General features: G+C 39.0%; 20 protein-coding genes. 15 read left to right on the top strand and 5 right to left on the bottom strand.

Translation table 11 applies throughout. The annotated features are described in order from the left end of the window. Positions 1-7 precede the first annotated feature (7 nt). The 14 genes from DWW68_RS06000 to DWW68_RS05925 all read left to right on the top strand — a co-directional run bounded on the left by DWW68_RS06000 (position 8) and on the right by DWW68_RS05925 (position 13,631). The gene (locus DWW68_RS06000; RefSeq protein ID WP_055158489.1) at positions 8-2,038 is read left to right on the top strand and encodes an FtsX-like permease family protein; all 2,031 of its coding nucleotides are present in this window, start codon (positions 8-10) and stop codon (positions 2,036-2,038) included. Positions 2,039-2,182: 144 nt separating this feature from the next. Beyond that, positions 2,183-2,440 carry a hypothetical protein gene (locus tag DWW68_RS05995; RefSeq protein WP_055158488.1) on the top strand — a complete coding sequence of 86 codons (258 nt, stop codon included), beginning with the start codon at positions 2,183-2,185 and terminating at the stop codon, positions 2,438-2,440. A gap of 260 nt (positions 2,441-2,700) precedes the next feature. Further along, positions 2,701-3,084, top strand: a complete 384-nt coding sequence (locus DWW68_RS05990; RefSeq protein WP_002578893.1) for a GntR family transcriptional regulator — start codon at positions 2,701-2,703, stop codon at positions 3,082-3,084. Next, positions 3,077-3,937 carry an ABC transporter ATP-binding protein gene (locus tag DWW68_RS05985; protein ID WP_004611597.1) on the top strand — a complete coding sequence of 287 codons (861 nt, stop codon included), beginning with the start codon at positions 3,077-3,079 and terminating at the stop codon, positions 3,935-3,937. Before DWW68_RS05990 ends, DWW68_RS05985 begins: the two co-directional genes overlap by 8 nt. Continuing rightward, positions 3,930-4,580, top strand: coding sequence for an ABC-2 transporter permease (locus DWW68_RS05980; protein WP_015542934.1), 651 nt, complete (start codon positions 3,930-3,932; stop codon positions 4,578-4,580). The genes DWW68_RS05985 and DWW68_RS05980 overlap by 8 nt, the downstream gene beginning before the upstream one ends. Positions 4,581-4,708: 128 nt before the next feature. After that, positions 4,709-4,888: a cysteine-rich KTR domain-containing protein gene (locus DWW68_RS05975; protein WP_074021989.1), complete on the top strand. Its 180-nt coding sequence runs from the start codon at positions 4,709-4,711 to the stop codon at positions 4,886-4,888. An 80-nt stretch (positions 4,889-4,968) separates the two neighbouring features. After that, positions 4,969-5,592, top strand: a complete 624-nt coding sequence (locus tag DWW68_RS05970; RefSeq protein ID WP_025580950.1) for a VanZ family protein — start codon at positions 4,969-4,971, stop codon at positions 5,590-5,592. 574 nt (positions 5,593-6,166) lie between these two features. Then, the gene (locus DWW68_RS05960) at positions 6,167-6,424 is read left to right on the top strand and encodes a hypothetical protein (protein ID WP_025580951.1); all 258 of its coding nucleotides are present in this window, start codon (positions 6,167-6,169) and stop codon (positions 6,422-6,424) included. 131 nt (positions 6,425-6,555) lie between these two features. Then, complete coding sequence (locus DWW68_RS05955; RefSeq protein WP_055201467.1) at positions 6,556-6,948, top strand: winged helix-turn-helix domain-containing protein; 393 nt, start codon at positions 6,556-6,558, stop codon at positions 6,946-6,948. A gap of 504 nt (positions 6,949-7,452) precedes the next feature. Continuing rightward, the gene (locus DWW68_RS05950) at positions 7,453-7,875 is read left to right on the top strand and encodes a hypothetical protein (protein WP_015542925.1); all 423 of its coding nucleotides are present in this window, start codon (positions 7,453-7,455) and stop codon (positions 7,873-7,875) included. Between the two features lie 600 nt (positions 7,876-8,475). Next, a complete protein-coding gene (locus DWW68_RS05940) occupies positions 8,476-8,691 on the top strand; it encodes a DUF6870 family protein (RefSeq protein ID WP_033143712.1) in 216 nt (71 codons plus the stop codon). 135 nt (positions 8,692-8,826) lie between these two features. Then, entirely contained in the window at positions 8,827-10,455 is a 1,629-nt protein-coding gene (locus DWW68_RS05935; protein WP_033143713.1) for a recombinase family protein, read from the top strand. Next, on the top strand, positions 10,456-12,105 hold the full coding sequence (locus tag DWW68_RS05930) for a recombinase family protein (RefSeq protein ID WP_033143714.1): 1,650 nt from the start codon (positions 10,456-10,458) through the stop codon (positions 12,103-12,105). Beyond that, positions 12,090-13,631 (top strand): recombinase family protein, encoded by a 1,542-nt coding sequence (locus DWW68_RS05925; RefSeq protein WP_118589741.1) that lies wholly within the window; start codon positions 12,090-12,092, stop codon positions 13,629-13,631. The genes DWW68_RS05930 and DWW68_RS05925 overlap by 16 nt, the downstream gene beginning before the upstream one ends. Before the next feature lie 23 nt (positions 13,632-13,654). Here the strand turns inward: DWW68_RS05925 and DWW68_RS05920 are convergent, their stop codons facing one another. Together DWW68_RS05920 and DWW68_RS05915 are read right to left on the bottom strand one after the other, a co-directional pair. Beyond that, complete coding sequence (locus tag DWW68_RS05920) at positions 13,655-14,626, bottom strand: site-specific integrase (RefSeq protein WP_243053101.1); 972 nt, start codon at positions 14,624-14,626, stop codon at positions 13,655-13,657. Between the two features lie 14 nt (positions 14,627-14,640). Further along, positions 14,641-14,835 (bottom strand): hypothetical protein, encoded by a 195-nt coding sequence (locus DWW68_RS05915; protein ID WP_055053915.1) that lies wholly within the window; start codon positions 14,833-14,835, stop codon positions 14,641-14,643. Between the two features lie 159 nt (positions 14,836-14,994). On the opposite strand from DWW68_RS05915, the gene DWW68_RS05910 reads away from it, so the two are divergent. Next, the gene (locus DWW68_RS05910) at positions 14,995-15,609 is read left to right on the top strand and encodes a helix-turn-helix transcriptional regulator (RefSeq protein ID WP_070100139.1); all 615 of its coding nucleotides are present in this window, start codon (positions 14,995-14,997) and stop codon (positions 15,607-15,609) included. 387 nt (positions 15,610-15,996) lie between these two features. Here the strand turns inward: DWW68_RS05910 and DWW68_RS05905 are convergent, their stop codons facing one another. The 3 genes from DWW68_RS05905 to DWW68_RS05895 form a co-directional block, all read right to left on the bottom strand. Beyond that, positions 15,997-16,470, bottom strand: coding sequence for a hypothetical protein (locus DWW68_RS05905; RefSeq protein WP_118589742.1), 474 nt, complete (start codon positions 16,468-16,470; stop codon positions 15,997-15,999). 271 nt (positions 16,471-16,741) lie between these two features. Further along, positions 16,742-18,322 carry an SIR2 family protein gene (locus DWW68_RS05900; RefSeq protein ID WP_022088591.1) on the bottom strand — a complete coding sequence of 527 codons (1,581 nt, stop codon included), beginning with the start codon at positions 18,320-18,322 and terminating at the stop codon, positions 16,742-16,744. A gap of 11 nt (positions 18,323-18,333) precedes the next feature. Continuing rightward, positions 18,334-19,311, bottom strand: coding sequence for a site-specific DNA-methyltransferase (locus DWW68_RS05895; protein WP_022088592.1), 978 nt, complete (start codon positions 19,309-19,311; stop codon positions 18,334-18,336). Positions 19,312-19,313: the final 2 nt, after the last annotated feature.

The raw sequence follows: 19,313 nt of genomic DNA, 5'->3' as shown, positions 1-19,313 counted from the left end.
GTAGGCTATGACATGGCCTTTTGAGAATGATACCAGTGCTATCACGAAAAAAATTGCTAAAAACGATATAGATAAAAACCGAGTTAAAAAGGGTTTCTCGCTTACTACGATAGTCTTTGCAACAGCACTACTCATGATGTTGATTATGTTTGAAAGCGGATATGAAACTACAAAAGATAGAATGGCAGAAGGGCAGCCACAAGTTGTTTTTTATGATCTTTCCCAGCAGCAAATTGAGTTGTTGTATTCAGAGGAAAATATCGAATCCATCAAAGTAACTGAAACAGAAAACGGGTACGATGCTTCAATTACCATTGTTGATGCCACAAAAATGACGCAATATGGTTTTTCTTCTGCGGTCGATAATATATCTTCAAAATATGACATTCATCATGTAACAAGAAACGACTTATTCATGGATAGTTTGCCCAACGGAGGACTATTAAATCAGAAAAACATGGTTCTTATGGGGGTGGCAATCTTCATTATAATTGTGAGTGCTTTAGTAATTTACAATGTTTTCTATTTATCTGTTGTAAATCAAGTGCGGCAATTTGGGCAGCTTCGTACTGTCGGAATGACACAGCAGCAAACAAAGAAAATCATCCGCTACGAAAGAAAAATTTTATGTAGAATTGGGGTTCCGATTGGTCTACTGATTGGCGGCCTTGCTGGATATTTGTTGCAACCTGATGGTTGGGATTGGATCGCTGCGGTATTCTGGGGGATAATCATTAGTCTTATCATCAATTTCGTTGTAAAAGTATCGTTAAATAGACCTACAAAAATAGCCCTCAGCATTTCCCCGATCCTTTCCAGCAAATATATGATGGAACGCTTTGATTGTAAGGTTACTAACAAAGAAAAACGAAAATTATCTTCTTTGGGGCTAGCAATCATAAGCATAACATCACACTGGAAAAGCATTTTAGTTTCTGTGCTTTCTTTGGGCCTAAGCGGGCTTTTATTCGTCTTAGCTGCGACATACACCGCTTCCATTGATCCAGAGTCTATTGTAAAGAAAGATGTCTACCAGTATGGACAATTTGCGATTGAAACCACTGGTAAATACAGCGAGAAAGTTTCAGAGATTGAAAACTTCAAACAAAAGATAATGGAGTTTCCAAACATTAGCAATATAAAGCAAGTTGTTGAAACAGATATTAGTTGGGCAGGGAAAAATAGCACAGGCAAAGATCAACTTTCTATTATTACCGCTAATGACTTTGCTTCTATTCAGCAATTCAGCGAATCAGGCGATTTGGATTACCAACAGCTTGTTCAATCTAACCAGATCGTTGCTGTAAATGGTGTAGAAGGTATTTCTAAAGGCGATACAGTAGAATTTACATTTGGGGATGGCACCCAAAAAACTTATACAGTGGGAGGCATATTAGATGGTGATCTGTATTCAAATACAGCAATTTATGGCGGCTGGTTTTTAATGCCCACTGAATTGATAGCAGAAAATTCGGTTTCTTTTAATGTTTCTATTAGGTTGATTGTAAAGGCAAATGATACCGGATTGGAACACACCACAATATCTTTAGAGAAATTAGTGGATATGTCAGATGGATTAACACTGACGACTATGCAAGAAGCGATTGCTTCAAAAGAAGCTACTATAAGGCAGGTAGGAATATCTATCATAGGCGTAACACTATTCTTGCTGCTTTTTAGTATCATTACTTTCGCAAGTACAATCATTACAAATATAGCAACAAAAAAGCGGGAATACGCTATGTTTCAATCCATCGGTATGACTAGGAAACAAACAGAAAAAATGGCACTATGCGAAAGTTGTGTATTGGCGATAGGAAGCTTGATACTTACTCTGATATTGGGAATTATTTTAGGGCAGATATTGATAAAAGGCTTGATAAGTGCAGGGATTTTCTATTTGTCATATACATTTCCATTAGCATTGTTTACTGTATATTGCATTGTGGTGGTTCTGATTATTTTGATGATTACTATTTCCGCTTTTTACAGTTTACAAAAAACTCCGTTGGTTGAGAGATTACGGATTGTAGACTAAGGAAGTAGACCCAACTAATATAAAAGTGTCCGAGCGTTGTAACATTTCACCCCGATTTTCATTGAAATTTCTTAGCCGCTGTAACACTTCGCTGACATTGGGGTTTTACAATACCCTTATCAACAAAAGTGAGGAGGCGACGCAATGGAACTGACCCCGACCTTGATTTTGAATCTGGCGCTGCTGATCGTACCGCCCGTTGTCCTTGTGCTGGTGTTCCGGCAATGGCTGGCCCGGCACATCCGCTGGACGGTTGCCTTGACTGCCCTCTGTGATGTTCTCCTGTTTTGGGATGAACTGTTCTACTATGAGAGTTTCGGTCTGTTTGCTGTGCTGCTTCTGGTACAGTTGGCAGCCACTGGCGCAGCAGCGTTCCGCATTTACTGCAAACAAAGAAAGTAAAATACAGCCTCATTACTACTCTGGTAAATATCCCGGAACTGATTAGGCGGGGTGTTTTTTATGGAATAAAGTTGGATGGAATATTAGCGGATGAAATAGGCACTTCCTGTTAAAAGAAATTGGTCAGGATAGTAATTTTATTATCCCGACCAATTTTTGCTATTATGAACTTTTCTTAAACTATATTGCTTTTTGGAGCCTTGCATGTTATACTGTTATACACAACAGCATAACAGTTAAAACACACGGAGGATGCAGCAATGAAACTGATTATTTCAAATGTATCTGGCGTCCCCATATACGAGCAGATTAAACAGCAGATCAAGGCGGCTATTTTATCTGGCGAGCTTCAAGCCGAAGAAACTTTGCCCTCCCTTAGAACACTTGCCAAAGACTTAAAGATCAGCGTCTTAACAGTGACAAAGGCATACACAGAATTAGAGCAAGAGGGCTTTGTTAAAAATGTGCAGGGGCGTGGATGTTTCGTAATGGGGTCTGGTTCAGAACTGATTAAGGAGCAGCTTATTTGCAAAGTAGAAAACAATCTCACCGAAGCAATAAAAGCTGCAAGAATGGCAAATCTATCCACAGAGGAATTACATCGCCTTTTGGACATTTTAACGGAGGTAAAAACAGATGACTAATTATTTAGAGGTAACGAATCTTTCAAAATCTTTTGATTCTTTTCAGCTTCACAATATCAGCTTTACTTTGCCAAAGGGATATATTATGGGCTTGATTGGCCCGAATGGTTCTGGCAAAACAACGACAATCAAACTGATTTTGAATATGCTCAAGCGCACCGGTGGCACAGTCAAAGTGATGGGGCTGGATAATATCGCAGAAGAACAAAAAGTAAAATCAGAGCTGGGCGTTGTTTTCGATACAAATTATTTCAGTGATGATTGGAAAGTGTCGCAGGTTGAAAAATCCATTTCGGTATTTTATCCAAATTGGGACAGCCAGAAATTTGCGGATATGTTACGGAAATTTCACATTGCACCAACCAAAAAGGTAAAAGAACTTTCCAAAGGTATGCAGATGAAGTTAATGCTTGCCTGTGCGTTTTCATACGACGCCAAGCTGCTGATCCTCGACGAGCCGACCAGTGGACTTGATCCGGTTTCCAGAGATGAACTTTTGAAAATTCTTTCAGAGTATATTGAAGATGGCGAGCATAGTGTTTTGTTCTCCACCCATATCACAGGCGATTTGGAGCGTGCAGCCGATTATATTACCTACATCAGTTATGGCGAGCTGTACTTTACTGGCAGCAAAGATGATTTTGTAGATATGTTCCGCATTGTAAAAGGTGGAATTGAGGAACTGTCCGATGATCTGAAAAATAAGGCGGCTGGTATTCGTACATTCCCTACGGGATTTGAGGCTCTGATGAAAACCGAAGATATTAGCGGTTTCCCTAACCTGACCGTTGATCCTGCCACCATTGATGAAATTGTAGTGTTTACAAGCAAGAAAGGTGACGATTATGAGTAATATTTTGAAATCCACAAAATTAGATATTGCATTGGTAAAACCATATTTTAAGACGATTTGCTTTACCCTGCTCCTGCCGATTGTGTTTGCCGCAATCAATCGTTCTTTGCTGACAGGGGTATCATTTGCTATGTGCTTTATTGCCATGACGACGGGATATACCTTTTCCATCACAGAAAAAAACAGCATGGATCGTCTGTTTGGTATTTTACCTGTTCGTAAAAGCGAGCTTGTGATCGGACGCTATGTTTTTGTCCTTGCAATGGGGCTTCTTTCCTTGATTATTTCTTTGATTGCACAGCCGCTTGTCTTGAAAGTGCTGGGTGAAACAGTTGGCGTATTTGATATTGTAACTGCCGCTATTGCAGGAGTATTCTTATTTGCACTCTATACCGTGTTCCAGATTCCGGGATATTACAAGTACGGCTCAATCAAAGGACGGGTATTTATGTATATTCCAGTGGCCGGTTTTTTGGTGACTTTACTTCTTCTCTCTAAAATGCCAGCTATCGGAAACTCAATTATTTCAGTCGTTGAATCTTCTCCGATACTTCTCGTTTTCCTTGCGGTTTTTGCTATTGTCGTGATGTATGCGGTTTCAATCTTCTTGTCCATTCGGGTTATGAAGAATAAGGAAATGTGAGGTGATTGTATGGATTTCACAATTTTGGCAGTTGTGCTTTTGATTGGTGTTGGCGTTCCTATCCGTAATAAACTCATACGGAAATATCGGGATAAGAAAAAGAATGATCGCAATTCGGAGTGAACAATATGGAGAAAACAGAGTTCATCCGCTGCCCAGTCTGCGGGAATAAAACACGCGACAAAATTCGGGAAGATACCGTACTTAAAAATTTTCCTCTCTTTTGTCCAAAATGTAAAAGTGAATGTCTAATCGACATTGAACAATTAGACTTACGATTAGCATTATGGGAATACCGTCGTTACTAATGACAGTATTCTGTTTGCTTTATGAGAAAATGCTCAATGCTGGAATGGGCAATAAATTTGAATTTGACAAGGAGATAATAATGATACCAATTTCTGATATTCTCATCCGCTCAATTAGTGGGTATGTGTTTATGGTTCCAGTCTTCGTACTGTATTTCTTGTGGCTCAAAAAATTGGGGAGAACACAAAGTTTTCTCCATACCGCTGCAGTGTTTGTTTTTGGTTATTATTTATTCGGACTTTTGACCGTCACAGGCATCGGCTTTACAAGCACAATGACCTTTCGCCCGAACATTTCTTGGACTCCATTTATCGGTATGATAACTGGGCCAATTGATACCATTCTGAATATTATTCTGTTTGTCCCGTTGGGATTTTTCCTGCCGCTGCTGTACAAGAAATATCATCACATGAAGACGGTTGCATTGACTGGCTTTCTGTTTTCTTTGGCTGTTGAAATTGTCCAGATGTTTGGCTGGGGTTCTTCCGACATCAATGACTTGATGACAAATACCGCTGGAGCCTGTATTGGATTTTTAGTTTATTGTCTGCTGTCAAGAATCTTGCCTGCCAATCTGAAAAAGCAACTTCAATCCAGCCGTGTCAATGCTGTGGCTGAAGTACTTCTCTTTGCTATTTGCACATTTGCCATTATGGTCACGGCTCAGACTTGGTTTGTCCATGATGTGCTGAATGTTCCATAAATTGTATCGGAAACAATCGGTCTCAGATATAAAAAAATAGTGTCTTCTGTTTGACACACCTGCAGACCGATTTTTCCGTATTGAACTTAGTCGCGTCAACGAAGCCACTACCTATGGAATTTCAATCTTTTCCTTCCTGTTATGCTTGGACAGATTGAATAATTCTCTTTGTGTTATATCTATTATTTTTAGGTAATAGTCCACAACGGCTTCTAACATGAAGGTACAAAAAATAAAAGTTGATCCTCAATCAACCCTATTATTGTACTCTTCAATTCATACTTTTCGATCTCAATGGTAGTATGGTTAGATAGACATCTGTTGCCGCTATCCCTTGGTAAGTTACCCGTTCAGCTTACCTACAAATTTAGAATACAATAAATGGCATCATTTGAACAGACTATATTTTTGGGATGAACTGTTCTACTATGAGAGCTTCGGTCTGTTTGCTGTGCTGATTCTGGTACAGTTGGCGGCCACCGGCGCAGCAGCGTTCCGCTTTTACTACAAACAAAGAAAAGGCTGAATAGAAAATAGGTATCATCAATCAAAAATATCATTGGAGGTATAACTTATGGAAAAAGAAACAATGGGAACTGTAATTTCAGTTATAAAACAATGGTGGTTAAAAGTGAATCGTAAACCTGCCCGCGTTCATGCGATGGATGGCGCAGCCTTTCCGCATATTATCAAGGTCAAATATACGATAGACGGTAAAGATTACATCTGCCGAAAATGGATTGGTGCAGGAAACAACGTTCCTGACAAGGGAACAACGATTAAAGTTACCTATTGGGAAGATAAGCCATCGAAAGCAAGAATTGAACTCTAATCAATAAATTTATTAAAATACGGAGGTGATGATGTGATGGGACATTAGCTGTTTTTGATATAGAAGAATCCGGCAAGCAGATTGGAGAAAAGTTATTTCTGCTTCTTAACGAGGAACAAAAGAATGCTCTAATGCAATATATTTTGGAACAAGGAGCCTGTCATGGAACGGTATTCAATTCCTGTCACACTTCCTTCGCAGCAAAGAAAAATCCTCTAACAGAAATACAGGAAGGCGAGCTTTATCTATGCCTGGAACACCGCACTGTCAGGGTTAGGGAACGGATGATCAACCTGACAAGTAAGGAGTTTGATATACTGGCATTGCTCATTGCCAATCCCAAACGTGTTTTTACTTACGAACTGATTACCGATTTGGTTTGGAAAGAGGATTGTGATTTCTATTCGAGAAAAGCGATTCATAATCATATAAGTAAGCTGCGTAAGAAGTTGCGCTTTGAACCGGATCTTCCAAACTATATTGAGAGTGTCGCCGGGATCGGCTATAAATTTGAACATCTATAACATGAGCCCACAAGGTGTTGTTTCCCCTTGTGGGCTTGCTTTTTGCAGCATATATTCTAAGAGCGGAATATGTAGAAAATTGCGAATATAAAGAGTAAAAAGCGAATATCTGCGGACTGATAAAGGAAACATAACCGATATAATTTTCTCCCAAGGAGGTATCAAGCAGCCGATTCAGGTTCCTCCTTGATGGGAGGAAATGCCTATGCGTCTATGCAACACAGATCTGCAGATAAACTGCTTTACATTCAGTCACCTATACGTCGTAGTCCAGCTCGTATGGATTGCGGCGTTTTTGGTTTCGACAAAGTTTGAGCATTTTCGCTGTCAACCTCCCGGAAAAATTTCATACTGCTGCTTTGGCGCGCCTGTTCTTTGTACGGGCGCGCTTTTTTGTACCCTTTTTTTAATCAGAAAGAGACTTAGACCTTATCGCTGCCGCAGCCCACCCTCTGATTTCGATTTTTGCCATCAACTCAAACATCGAAATTGGAGGAAATTACTATGAAGAAAATCAATCTTCGGGATTATTACCCGTATTATACACAGGACATGATCGTTGAGGTGCCGGATGAAGTTGCTTTGTTGCTTCGGGAATATATGTTGTTGGAAGAAGCCTATCGGATTCGTACATACCGCTATAAAGCATTTTACTCTCTGGATCGAGACGAAGGTATTGAGCGTGAGATATTGCAAAAGCCTCTTAACCCGGCAGAAATTTGGGAACAGCGCCAAATGACGGAGTTGATTTATAAAGGTCTTTCCAAACTTCCGGTAAAGCAGCGCCAACGAATCTATGCACACTTTTTTCTTGGCATGAGCAAAGCAGATATTGCCAAAGCGGAAGGAACACACAAAAGCCGGATCACCCGTTCTATCGAAGCCGGATTGCGTAGTCTGGAAAAATATTTCAAAGAAATTTTATAACAGACGGCAACTTTGCCCCTAAAAATGTACTGAATAGTAGAGGGACATATTCGGCGGGACAAGCTGGACGGGTGTGGTAAGGAAGCATATACATCCTCCCACCCCAACTGCAATATCAATTTGTCTGCCATGCCCCTTGCTTGTTCCTTGACAACCGAATATACGCTGTTACAGGTACTTCATTCTGTGTTCCGAGCGGCAGATGGGGCGGCGCGGTGACAGGCAGCCTAAGGAGGTGATGAATCCAGGCTGTCCGAGCGATAAACGCAACCTACGAAACCGGCTGTGGCAAGCCGGACGCGATAACGACACAGATCATAATGGTACTTCTTCACAGCTTCCTAAAGACTTGGGGAGAGTTCCTGCGGCGTTTGCTTGCTCTGGCAAAGCGGCGGCGTATGTGGGACTATGATGCGGTGACGCTACCCGCAGCCTGTAACAGCCCCGTCCTTATAACAGAAGGACTTGCCGGGGTGCGTGGCAAATACGGCAGTAAAATCGAAATCAGATATAATGGGCCGGATTTATGTGTGTAACAACCGTAGATCCGACCTATTCATGTGGTTTTGATAACACAGTTTTCAGAAGGGAGTTGATACTATGGAAATGAACACCATTGTCAGTGAAGTGGGTACGCTGGTAGACATTCGGGATGTTTCTGTCAACAAAGAACTTTCCCGTGATGAACGGATTGCAGAATTTGTTCAGCAGATAAAAAATCCATACCATTTTAAGTGTGGCCGTTTTACTGTACAGGCCAGCTTTTCTGCTGAAGGTGCTACCCTGGAAGAATGTATCAAGGGTATTTTACGATAGGCGCAATTTTAAGAAAGGGGCTGACTTTTCCGTAAAAGCATGGTAGAATAAGAATCGGAAAAGGAATTGAATATGGACTAACCACACTTCTTGAATTGCGGGGATTTTTCTGTGCAACGAAAGGAGTGTTTTTTTATGCAGGTTTACAAAGCGATTAAGTACATCCGTCTTTCTTATACGGATGATAAAACAGTAGAAAGTGACAGCGTTGCCAATCAGCGGCGCCTGATCGATGATTACATAGCCCGACACCCGGAAATTGAGGTTGTGGCAGAAAAAATTGACGATGGTTATAGTGGCGTTTTGTTTGATCGCCCGGCATTTCAGGAAATGATGCAGATGATCGAACAAGGCGAAGCTAATTGCGTGATTGTCAAAGACCTCTCCCGCTTAGGTCGTGAGTACATAGAAACAGGCCGCTATATGCGCAGGGTGTTTCCAGCCTATGGAGTGCGTTTTATCGCAATTAACGATAATGTGGATACGGAAAATGACGCTGCCGATGATCTCACGGTTTCTGTCAAAAACATTATGAATGAGGCTTACTGTCGGGATATTTCCGTTAAGACACGGAGTGCCCTGGAAGTAAAACGGCGCAGCGGGGATTTTGTAGGTGCTTTTACCATCTATGGTTATGTGAAAGTCGGCGATAAACACAAGAGCCTGGAAGTAGACGAATATGCTGCCAATGTTGTGCGGGATATTTTCAGAAAACGGCTGGAAGGATTCAGCGCTTCCCATATAGCGGATGAACTGAACCGATTAGGAATTCTTTCACCGTTGGCGTATAAGCGCAATCACGGAATGCCTCATGCAAAAGGTGGCTATACAGACCGAAAGGATTGCAAATGGTCTGCAACTACAATCATCCGCATTTTACAGGATGAAACTTACACCGGAACACTGGTCCAGGGCAAGCAGACAACGCCCCATTTCAAATTAAAAGAGCGTGAGGACAAACCTTCTTCGGAATGGATTCGTGTGGAGGGAACCCATGAGGCAATCATACAAAAGCACGATTTTGATCTGGTGCAAAGGCTCCGCAGGATTGACACAAGGACTTCTCCTAAATCGGATAAGGTTTACCTGTTTTCCGGCATTTTGATCTGCGGCTGCTGTGGCTGCCGTATGACCCGCAAGACGAACCGCTATAAAGATAAAGAGTATCACTATTATTACTGCCCGACCGGTAAAAAGAATGGCTGCACATCGTCGGTCATGCTGAAAGAGTCGGATCTGATTGAATGTGTACAGGACAGTTTGAAAGGACATATTGAAAATGTTGCTTCTCTGGATGCCCTGCTGTCCAGTATCAGTCAAGAACGGATTAACCGGGAATTGGCGCAGGAATATGCCGCACAGATCAGAGTAAATGAAAAGCGTGTGGCACAGACCGAGGGCTTTAAGGCAAAACTCTATGAAAATCTGGTGAGTGGAATTCTGACAAAGGAAGAATTTCTCTCTTACAAGCGAAAATACAATGCAGATATTGAACTGTTCCAAAAAGCAATCGCTGAATGGAACGAAAAACTTACAGATGTATTAGAAAACCGAAGCGAACGAAACCGTTGGATCAACCATTTTATGAAATTTTCTACTATGGAGGGTATTGACCGTCGGGCAGTCATGCAGCTTATCCGAAGCATACGGGTAATGGGTAAAGATGAACTGCATATTGAATTTAATTACCAGGATGAGTATCAGAAAGCAATCTCTTTGGCGGAACAGATTGCTACAAAAAACGAAGAAAGGATGGTGGGCTAAATGGCAAGAAAAAGCAGAAAACAGACGGCAGCTCCCATGCCGGCACCATCTTTGTATGTACATGTGGCTCTGTATATCCGTCTTTCTGTGGAGGATAACAAAAAGCGGGGCTGCTCAGTAGAAAACCAAAAGTTGGTACTGAATGACTTTCTTTCAGATAAACCGGACTTCGTTGTGTATGATACTTATATCGACAACGGAGCAACAGGGACAAATTTTCACCGCCCTGGATTTCAGCAAATGCTATCTGATATTGAAGCAGGCCACATTAACTGTGTGATTGTTAAGGATCTTTCCCGATTAGGGCGAAATTCTATTGACACAGGTTATTATATCGAACAATATTTTCATGCGCATAATGTTCGGTTCATTGCTGTTACGGATCAGTTTGACACAGCGGATTCCGGAAATCTTCATGGCGGTATCATGCTGCCTTTGAAAAATATGATCAATGAAGCCTATGCTCTGGACATTGGGCGAAAAATCAAAGCACAGGCGCGGCAGGCTATGAAAGATGGCGACTATATTGGTGCACGGGCACCTTACGGTTACAGGAAAGACCCGGATGATTGCCATAAACTTCTGATTGATGAAAATACTGCCCCTGTAGTAAAACAGATTTTTGAATGGGCACATGAACATGTGGCACTGAACCGGATTGTCCGCAACCTAAATGAGATGGGGATTCCGGCACCGAGCCATTATAAAAAGACCACTGGCGAGATTACCAGTCCGGGACTGATCGGAAGCGGCAAATGGCAGACCCGTACAGTGATGAAAATCTTAGAAAGCGAAGTTTATACAGGCGATCTGGTGCAAGGGAAAACAAAGATTGTAGATCATCAGCAGGTCAAGGCTGGAGAAGATAATCTGATTATTGTAAAATGCACCCATGAACCGATCATCAGCCATGAGTTGTTTCATGCAGTTCAGGAATACAGAAAACAGATCTGTGAAGAAAGCAAAGCAACTCCAAAACGTCCCTACACACCAAACATTTTCAAAGGTAAAGTGTTCTGTACTGATTGTGGCAGAAGCCTTCACAGGCAACGCGCCGAGCGCCGGAAAGGACCCGACACTTACTGGTTCCACTGCCTTACAAACAGCCGGGTAGAAAAAGATAGCTGCAAAGGTGCGATGATACAGGAGAAAGAACTGATTTCTACTGTTACGGATATTCTTGAAAAAGAGCTGACAGTTGCGCTGGGAATGTCGCTGCCACTCTTTCAGTTGGAGGCAAGACAAAAACAGGAAAAAGATAAGCTGAAAATTCAGATGTCGGCCAAACGACAGGAAATTGAAAAAACACGCCGGCTGATCCGTGGCCTATATGAAAATTTTGTACAGGGTATTTTGACAAATGACGAATACTTTGAATTGAAAGCGGATTATGAACATGCTATCAATGCTCTGTCTGGTGAGATTGAAGTATTTGAAAAATCTATGGACTCCCTGGACAACCAGCTTGCCAGATACCGTGCAATGGAAAAGGATGCAAAAACACTGGCACAGGATCATGTACTGACTGCAGAACTGATTGAACGGCTCATTGAACGAATTGAGATCGACCACGAGCGGAATATTCATGTAACCTTCCGTTTCAAAAATGAATTTCAGGGAAAGGCGGTGGAACCGTGCGCAACTATGTGATTGCCCTTTATATCCGTCTTTCTGTGGAAGATTTCAAAACCGAAAGTTTGAGTATACCAAATCAAAAACTGATTCTTCGTGAAAAAGCTATGTCTCTGCCGGAATGGGATAACAGTGAGATTTTGGAATTTATTGACAATGGTCATACAGGGACAAACTTTGAGCGTCCGGCGGTGCAGGAACTTTTAACAATGGTTCAGGCTGGAAAGATCAACTGTATTATTGTAAAAGACCTTTCCCGATTTGGACGTAACAGCATTGAAACCGGCTATTTTATTGAGCGGGTATTTCCTCTTTACCACACCCGTTTTATTTCCGTCAGTGATGATTTTGACACGGCTAATTTCAAAGGTGATACCGGAGGGATTGATATTGCTTTCAAGTATCTTATTAGCGAGTGTTATAGCCGGGATATGTCCATGAAAACCAAAAGTGCAAAATACGCAAAGATGCGTCGTGGAGAATATCAGAGTGTCATCTGTCCTTACGGCTATCGCAAGAGTGCAGACGGACGTATGGAACCGGACGAGGATGTTGCCCCGAATGTGCAGATGATATTTCAATGGGCGTCTGAAGGCAACACCGCAGCCGAGATCACAAGAAGATTGTATGCTATGAATATCCCCACCCCTGGGGAATATCGCAAACTTAAAGGCAAGGACTATTACAATGTTTCCCGAACAAACGGCGTTTGGAGTACATCAACGGTCCTGCGTATTTTAGAAGATCAAAGATATATCGGTACCTATGTAATTGGCAAGAGAAAGGTAAAAGAGATTGGCAGCCGACATACACAGTTAAAGGATGAAAGTGAGTGGTTCAAAATACCGAACCATCATCCGGCTATTGTAAGTGTGGATCTATTTGAGAAAGCCAATGCTTCTATTAAGCGTTTCTCTCTGTTAAATAAAAAGCCGCGTGATTATCTGCTCCGTGGTAAGGTATTCTGTGGATGCTGCGATCATGCAATGTCTCTACGAAATGGTGCGTGGTTTTATTGCCGTCATTCCGAGGTGGCTGAAACGCTTCCTTGTCATGGTGTGCGCATAAAGATGGCAGATCTGGAGCAGGTTGTATTTGAAACAATTCGGGCTCAAATGTGTCCGGCATTGGGAATTGATAGCAATAAGGATAAATTGGATTTGCAGACAGTCCAGCAGGCCGAACATGAAGAAAAACTCCGTTCTATTCAAGACAGCAAGCGGCATCTTTATGAGCAGTATGCACTCGGAGAGATTGATTTGGAAACCTATCGAACACGAAAAGCGGTTTATGACACGGAACTGGTACAAGCCAAAAATGTTCATGCTGTCATCACTGCACAGACAAAGCAGATAAAAAGTGATTATGAGATTAAGCTGAAACAACAGGAAATTGTGCAGGAAGTCGGAAACGCCAACATTCTGACAAAAGCTCTGATTGACCGGCTTATCAACAAAGTTTACGTCTTTCCAGGAGATCGGATTGAGATTGAATATGCAACACAGGATTTCTTAGAAACTAAGGAATCCGAAAAGGAGGTATAACCGTGAACACCCATTTGAAACAGCTATGGGCAGCTATGAAGCTGCCCAAAAACTTCAAAAAAAGTTATAAATTTTTTTGTCTTGGGCTTGACATACGGGTGACGAATGTCGTGTACTCTTATCTTTTTTACTCCGGTCTTTTGAACCACCTGTTTTAACTTATGCTGTACCGCTTCATGAACCATTGGAAAAATCCGTTCATCTTCGGGCAACTCATACAGTCTGCTAATATAGTCCTGAATCTCTTTTTTCAGAAATTCCGGTATGGAAATCGTACGGTTCGATTCTTCTGTTTTGGGAGATGTAATCACGTCCTCTCCATGCATACGGTAGTAAGTTTTATTGATATGAAGTAGATTCTTTTCAAAATCAATGTCAGCAGGTGTAATGCTGAGTGCTTCGCCTTCTCTCGCTCCTGTCCAGAATAATAATTCAAACAGCACATAATATTTGCTTCCCGGTTCTATTCCGGTCATAAACTGCCGATATTCTTCAATTGTCCAAAACTTCATTTTCTTTTTTGAAGTCTTTCCCATACGTTTTACTTTGTCACAAGGATTATCTGCCAGATTGTAGATATTCTTCGCATGATTAAACAATGCCGTCATCTGATTCTGTATTGTTTTCAGATAATCATCTGAATATCCTTTTTCAATAATCGTATTCTGCCACTGGATAATCTCTGCTGGTGTGATACTGTTCATCGGTCTGTCCTTAAAATACGGTAACAGTTGAGCATTCATCGTATCTCTTTTGTTCTTGATACTCCTGTCCTTCAATGACTGAGACTTGTCTCGGAAGTAGACTTCTACAAACTCTCCCATTGTCATATCCATGTCTGCTTTCGCTGTTCTTTTATACTCCGCTTCAAAATTTAATGCTTCTTTCTTAGTGCGGAATCCTCTTTTTACTTTTCGCTTTTTGGCTCCTGTCCAGTCCTCATAATAAAATGAAACATACCAGGTTCCTCTTTCTTCATCTTTGTATGCTGCCATACTTTCTCACCCCCTTACATTGCAATCTGGGAATATCCATAAAATTTCTTTTCCCAGAATGCCCTCGGTATCTTGCCCGCAACGGTTACATATCCCTGATCTGCAAGCTCTTTGTTCAGTTTGCGAAGCAGCTTGTAAGCATATCCAAGTGAAATCCCCATGCTCTCTGCAACTTCTTCCGCTGTAATCATATAGTTCTGTCTCTGCATATCATTTCCTCCTTGTCTATAATTATCATTTTCACTGATACTATATCATTTTAAATAATCATTGTCAATAATTTTTATCATCATGAATGATATTTTTCTATATTGTTGATTTTTATCATTTGTGATATACTAATCATAGCTTTTAAGGAGGTGGATAATATGCAGGAATCATCTATTTCAGAAAAAATAAAAGAGCTGCGAACTGATCTGAAGATGAATCAAAAAAACTTTTCCGCAGCTATTGGTATACGTCAGTCAACTTTATCCAGTTATGAAAATGGTGTGGTTACTCCCTCCAATGATGTGTTATTGACTATTGCTCAGAAATTTCATGTCTCACTGGACTGGTTATTTGGATTATCTGAAAATAAAGTACAGATTTCTACTCTCAGCGATATTCTTTGGGTTTTACTGCAGATGAATGAATCCAATGAACTCCGGTATGAACTGGATATAAATAATAAACTTCCCGGTGATATAGAAACAGAAACACAGAAATGGTATGCCGGACTTCGCTTTTATGGAAATGATCCTGAACATTCTTTAAACGCAGATATGTGTAATTTTCTTGCTGATCTGCAGGAGAACAGAGAAAGCCTGGAATCTTATTTCACAGGCAAAGATATGTTTGATATGTGGAAAAAGCAGACGTTGGAATACTACACTTCCAAACCTGTCACCCATAAAGAAATTGAAGAACTGGATTTTGAGACACGAATCCGTAAACGAGATGAACTTTTAACACAGAAATTTTCCAATAACGAACAGAAATAGTATCATAACAGTATCACAGGCAGATATGCGAAGATTTTCATTTTCTTCCCATACCTGCCTGTTTTTAATTTATTCGCTATTCTTTACAGCCTTATTTTAAACTTTTTACTCAACAGAAAAACCCCGGAAACCTTACGGTTCCGGGGTATCTTACGTTTGGACACATGTACCTTGCGGTACTCAATATATATTAGTCAGTGATTACTCGATGATTGTAGCAACACGTCCTGATCCTACAGTACGTCCACCTTCACGAAATTATTTCATCATTGTTTAGTGTTTTTTATTTAGTTTTCATTGCATTTCCTGCTTATTTTGGTTGTCTGTACTGTCATTATTTCTATTTGCAAAGAAAAATGACGACTGTTTGACGACTGCATTCCACTTTTAATATTTCTTTTTTTTGTTTCCAATTATTTCATCAAAACATATTAATTTAAAATTCAAATACTCTAATTCATCGTGTTGCATATGTATTGTTCGCGACATTGTAACTAATAAAATAATAATTCCCGTCACTACTAACGTGCCAAATGTTTTTTTCGTCATATTAAAATATGAATTTATAGGAACGTTTCCAATCATCAAAATAGCAATAGATATTGTCATTCCCCAATATGCAAACCTCACTGAAATAAAATCACTAAAATTATTTTCTTCAATACTTTTAATATTTACGAGAGTCGCTAATTTGTTTTCTTCAAGCTCTCTTGCTGTTTTTTTTCTTAACACTTTAATTATATCTCTTTTTAACTCTACATATGAATTTGCTGTTCCAATTTCATTCCCAAATTCTTTTTTTGCTAATTGGTTTATGATTTTTAGCGAGCCTACTCCATTTGGTGAAAAAATACCTTTCATATTTTCTTTATATTTCTCTCCTTTTAATTCTTTCTATATTCTACATATATATTCTTCAAATTTTTCAATTTTTGCCAAAATTATTCTAGAAATAACCATTGACTTTTCTATATTATCAGAGTATGATTAGCGTAGTCATTAAAAAGTATATTATTACTTAAATGATTATATAATATTTATGAGAACATAGAACATTAAATGTTCTTTAATAACAAGGGAAATGCTAGTAATGTTTTTGGTTTTACCAAGAAAGGTTTACTAGCATTTCTTTTTATTTATAATTCTCTCTAAAATCTAAACATAAAATGCATCTTTTAGCATTTGTTTCTTTTGCAATCTCGTTTCTATAATTTTCAAACAAATACACACATGCCTGTCTAAGTTCTCCCACTGTTAACCAATCCATATTTTTTAAAACCGCCATTGCCGCTTTTCTGCAGGTTTCCTCCCCTTGCATACATTCTAATAATTGTTCATATGTTTCAAATACCTGAACATTTTTTAATGTTTTTACAACATTTTTAGCTATTATTTTATTAATAGAATTATGTTCTTCTATGTACTTGCCTAATCTGCTATCTTCAGGTATTTTCTGATTTTTTGCATATTTAAACACTGGAAGTAATCTATTAATTGCTATTTTCTTAAACCTCTCCGAGCACATTGCTTCAGCATCAAACTTCTTATTATCAAAGATAATATCTTCAAATATTAAATCTTCTTCTAATAAACCATATCCATACTTGTTTAATATATTCTCCTTGTATCCAATCGCAATAGCTAATGGTTTAGCTGACAAATCCATATCTGTAAGATCATCAATTCCTACAATAATTGATTCTGCTTCTTTAGAAGACATATTTTGATCTACAATTGTTTTAACCACTCTTCTTGTTTCTCTCACTCTTATAGGTGAAATTCCTGGTGTAATTTCTGACAATTTATCGTATACCAATCCAAAATTGTCTGTCTGTATTTCTATAAACGGAATTTCTGTTCCATTTTTTGTCATAACTGTTCTCTTAATTTCAATTAATTCTGTTTCATCTTTTTTATAACTAATAAAAATAAAGTGCTTTCTTATCCCTTCTAACTGTGCCTCAGATAAACAACTTAAAAATTCTTCTATAATTTCTTTTATATTTTCATCTGTAAACGAATACCCCATAAAAATAATTGGAGCCTCTGCAAATAAGGTTAACATTTTAGCAATTATCAATTTTCTTGATTCTTTAAATTTATTATAATCATCCTCTGTTATAACTATTGATCTTGCATCTGTTGCGCTACCATGTATTTTATATATTTCTGCTATATCATAACTGTCTGCTGAAAACAATTCATGTTGTCTTACAAATACTTTGAAGTCATTTGGAAAGACATATTTTTCTAAAAAAGTATCATAATTTGTTGTTATAATTGCTGATACTTTATTTTTTAGATTTTTTAATTTTAGTAATTCTTCTTGCAATTTAGGAGAACGATTTAACTTTTGTTTTTTAAAAAAATCTGCTAAATACATTTTATACGGAGAAATCCCTCTTTTTACCCAGCTTGGGTTATTCTTATTTCCTATGTTCATTCTTATTTTTCTGTCAAAAAAAGCATTATTAAACTCATTTTCAATAAGACTCCCCATATATATATTAGTTTCAAAATCTGACATATTTTTTCTCTTACAGCTATCAATATGTTTTTGATACTGAAACGGATCTTGTTCAAATTTTGCAAATGACATTTCCAATAATTCCTGCCATGATGGATATTTGTATAAATATCTTTTTGGTATCCCTGAACCTATAAATAAAACAGGCGGCCTATTCATTTTCACAACTTCTTCTAATACCGTCATTTCTCCTCCTTTTATTCAATCTTCCTACTTTTTTTATATTTAGTTTGATTTTCATTTTTTTCTTTGTTATTAAGTCTTTTTATTCTGTCTTCTTCCTGTTGCACACGAGTTATTGCATAATTCATGTATTGCTCTTCCTTCTCAAATCCTATGTATCTTCTGTTACTTCTTATTGCTGCCACCATAGTACTACCTGATCCCATAAAAGGATCTAATACTATTTGATTCTCCTTTGTTGTTAATTCTATTAATGTCTTTAATAAATGTATTGGTTTTTGAGCCTCATGATATCCCCTATCTTCCTCTAATTCTTCCGTTCTTAAAATATTAGAACATACCTCTATTCCTGAATTCATATATTGATTCTCTTTTAAAGATAATTCGTTATACGCACCCACTTCATATTTCAACACATTGTCAGTTAAAGTTGTTCCTTGTGGATATGGTTTTATAAACCATAAAATAGGTTCAAACACTGGTCTTAGATTTCCTAATTTCCATCCTTCCCATTTTTTGCTGTTTTCCAAATCATTCCTTCTATCTAAAACACTAGATACTCTTTGTGCCCTATGTGCTGCATGGGATTTTTCCCATGCTATCATATCCTTAAATGTAAATCCAGCCTCTTCCATTGCACATATGCACCTATGCGCCAAACGCCTACCTGCAAAAATAAAACATGAAGCTCCCGGCTTCAACACTCTATACCACTCAGGTGCCCATTCAGCACACCACTCTTGATATTCTAATGGAATTTTTTTATCTGCTTCACTCCAACCATTTAACGGCTTTCCCCTTTTTTTGAAAACGGCTCCTGCCTTTTCTTGTGCGGGACTATGTCCTAATAATCCACAATTTGTATTTGAATGTAACACATCCCATTCATCCAAAGAAATACCATATGGTATATCTGATAAAATAAGATGTATTTTCTCCGTTTCAACCTCTTTTATAAGTTTTATACTGTCACCTTTTTTTAAATAACTCATAT

The organism is Eubacterium sp. AF16-48 (assembly GCF_003479405.1).
In the GTDB taxonomy this organism is placed as follows: Bacteria; Bacillota; Clostridia; order Lachnospirales; family Lachnospiraceae; genus Eubacterium_G; species Eubacterium_G segne.
The sequence above is the reverse complement of the archived record's forward strand: the minus strand, read 5'-3'. Positions and strand labels throughout refer to the sequence as shown.

Bases quoted from the DNA above. Each gene is read 5' to 3' on its own strand.
- DWW68_RS05930 (WP_033143714.1), top strand. From the start codon at position 10,456: ATGGCAAGAAAAAGCAGAAAACAGACGGCAGCTCCCATGCCGGCACCA.
- DWW68_RS05985 (WP_004611597.1), top strand. From the start codon at position 3,077: ATGACTAATTATTTAGAGGTAACGAATCTTTCAAAATCTTTTGATTCT.
- DWW68_RS05900 (WP_022088591.1), bottom strand. From the start codon at position 18,322: ATGACGGTATTAGAAGAAGTTGTGAAAATGAATAGGCCGCCTGTTTTA.
- DWW68_RS05905 (WP_118589742.1), bottom strand. From the start codon at position 16,470: ATGAAAGGTATTTTTTCACCAAATGGAGTAGGCTCGCTAAAAATCATA.
- DWW68_RS05950 (WP_015542925.1), top strand. From the start codon at position 7,453: ATGAAGAAAATCAATCTTCGGGATTATTACCCGTATTATACACAGGAC.
- DWW68_RS05975 (WP_074021989.1), top strand. From the start codon at position 4,709: ATGGAGAAAACAGAGTTCATCCGCTGCCCAGTCTGCGGGAATAAAACA.
- DWW68_RS05915 (WP_055053915.1), bottom strand. From the start codon at position 14,835: ATGCAGAGACAGAACTATATGATTACAGCGGAAGAAGTTGCAGAGAGC.
- DWW68_RS05980 (WP_015542934.1), top strand. From the start codon at position 3,930: ATGAGTAATATTTTGAAATCCACAAAATTAGATATTGCATTGGTAAAA.
- DWW68_RS05910 (WP_070100139.1), top strand. From the start codon at position 14,995: ATGCAGGAATCATCTATTTCAGAAAAAATAAAAGAGCTGCGAACTGAT.
- DWW68_RS05960 (WP_025580951.1), top strand. From the start codon at position 6,167: ATGGAAAAAGAAACAATGGGAACTGTAATTTCAGTTATAAAACAATGG.
- DWW68_RS05970 (WP_025580950.1), top strand. From the start codon at position 4,969: ATGATACCAATTTCTGATATTCTCATCCGCTCAATTAGTGGGTATGTG.
- DWW68_RS05895 (WP_022088592.1), bottom strand. From the start codon at position 19,311: ATGAGTTATTTAAAAAAAGGTGACAGTATAAAACTTATAAAAGAGGTT.
- DWW68_RS05990 (WP_002578893.1), top strand. From the start codon at position 2,701: ATGAAACTGATTATTTCAAATGTATCTGGCGTCCCCATATACGAGCAG.
- DWW68_RS05940 (WP_033143712.1), top strand. From the start codon at position 8,476: ATGGAAATGAACACCATTGTCAGTGAAGTGGGTACGCTGGTAGACATT.
- DWW68_RS05955 (WP_055201467.1), top strand. From the start codon at position 6,556: ATGCAATATATTTTGGAACAAGGAGCCTGTCATGGAACGGTATTCAAT.
- DWW68_RS05935 (WP_033143713.1), top strand. From the start codon at position 8,827: ATGCAGGTTTACAAAGCGATTAAGTACATCCGTCTTTCTTATACGGAT.
- DWW68_RS05995 (WP_055158488.1), top strand. From the start codon at position 2,183: ATGGAACTGACCCCGACCTTGATTTTGAATCTGGCGCTGCTGATCGTA.
- DWW68_RS06000 (WP_055158489.1), top strand. From the start codon at position 8: ATGACATGGCCTTTTGAGAATGATACCAGTGCTATCACGAAAAAAATT.
- DWW68_RS05920 (WP_243053101.1), bottom strand. From the start codon at position 14,626: ATGGCAGCATACAAAGATGAAGAAAGAGGAACCTGGTATGTTTCATTT.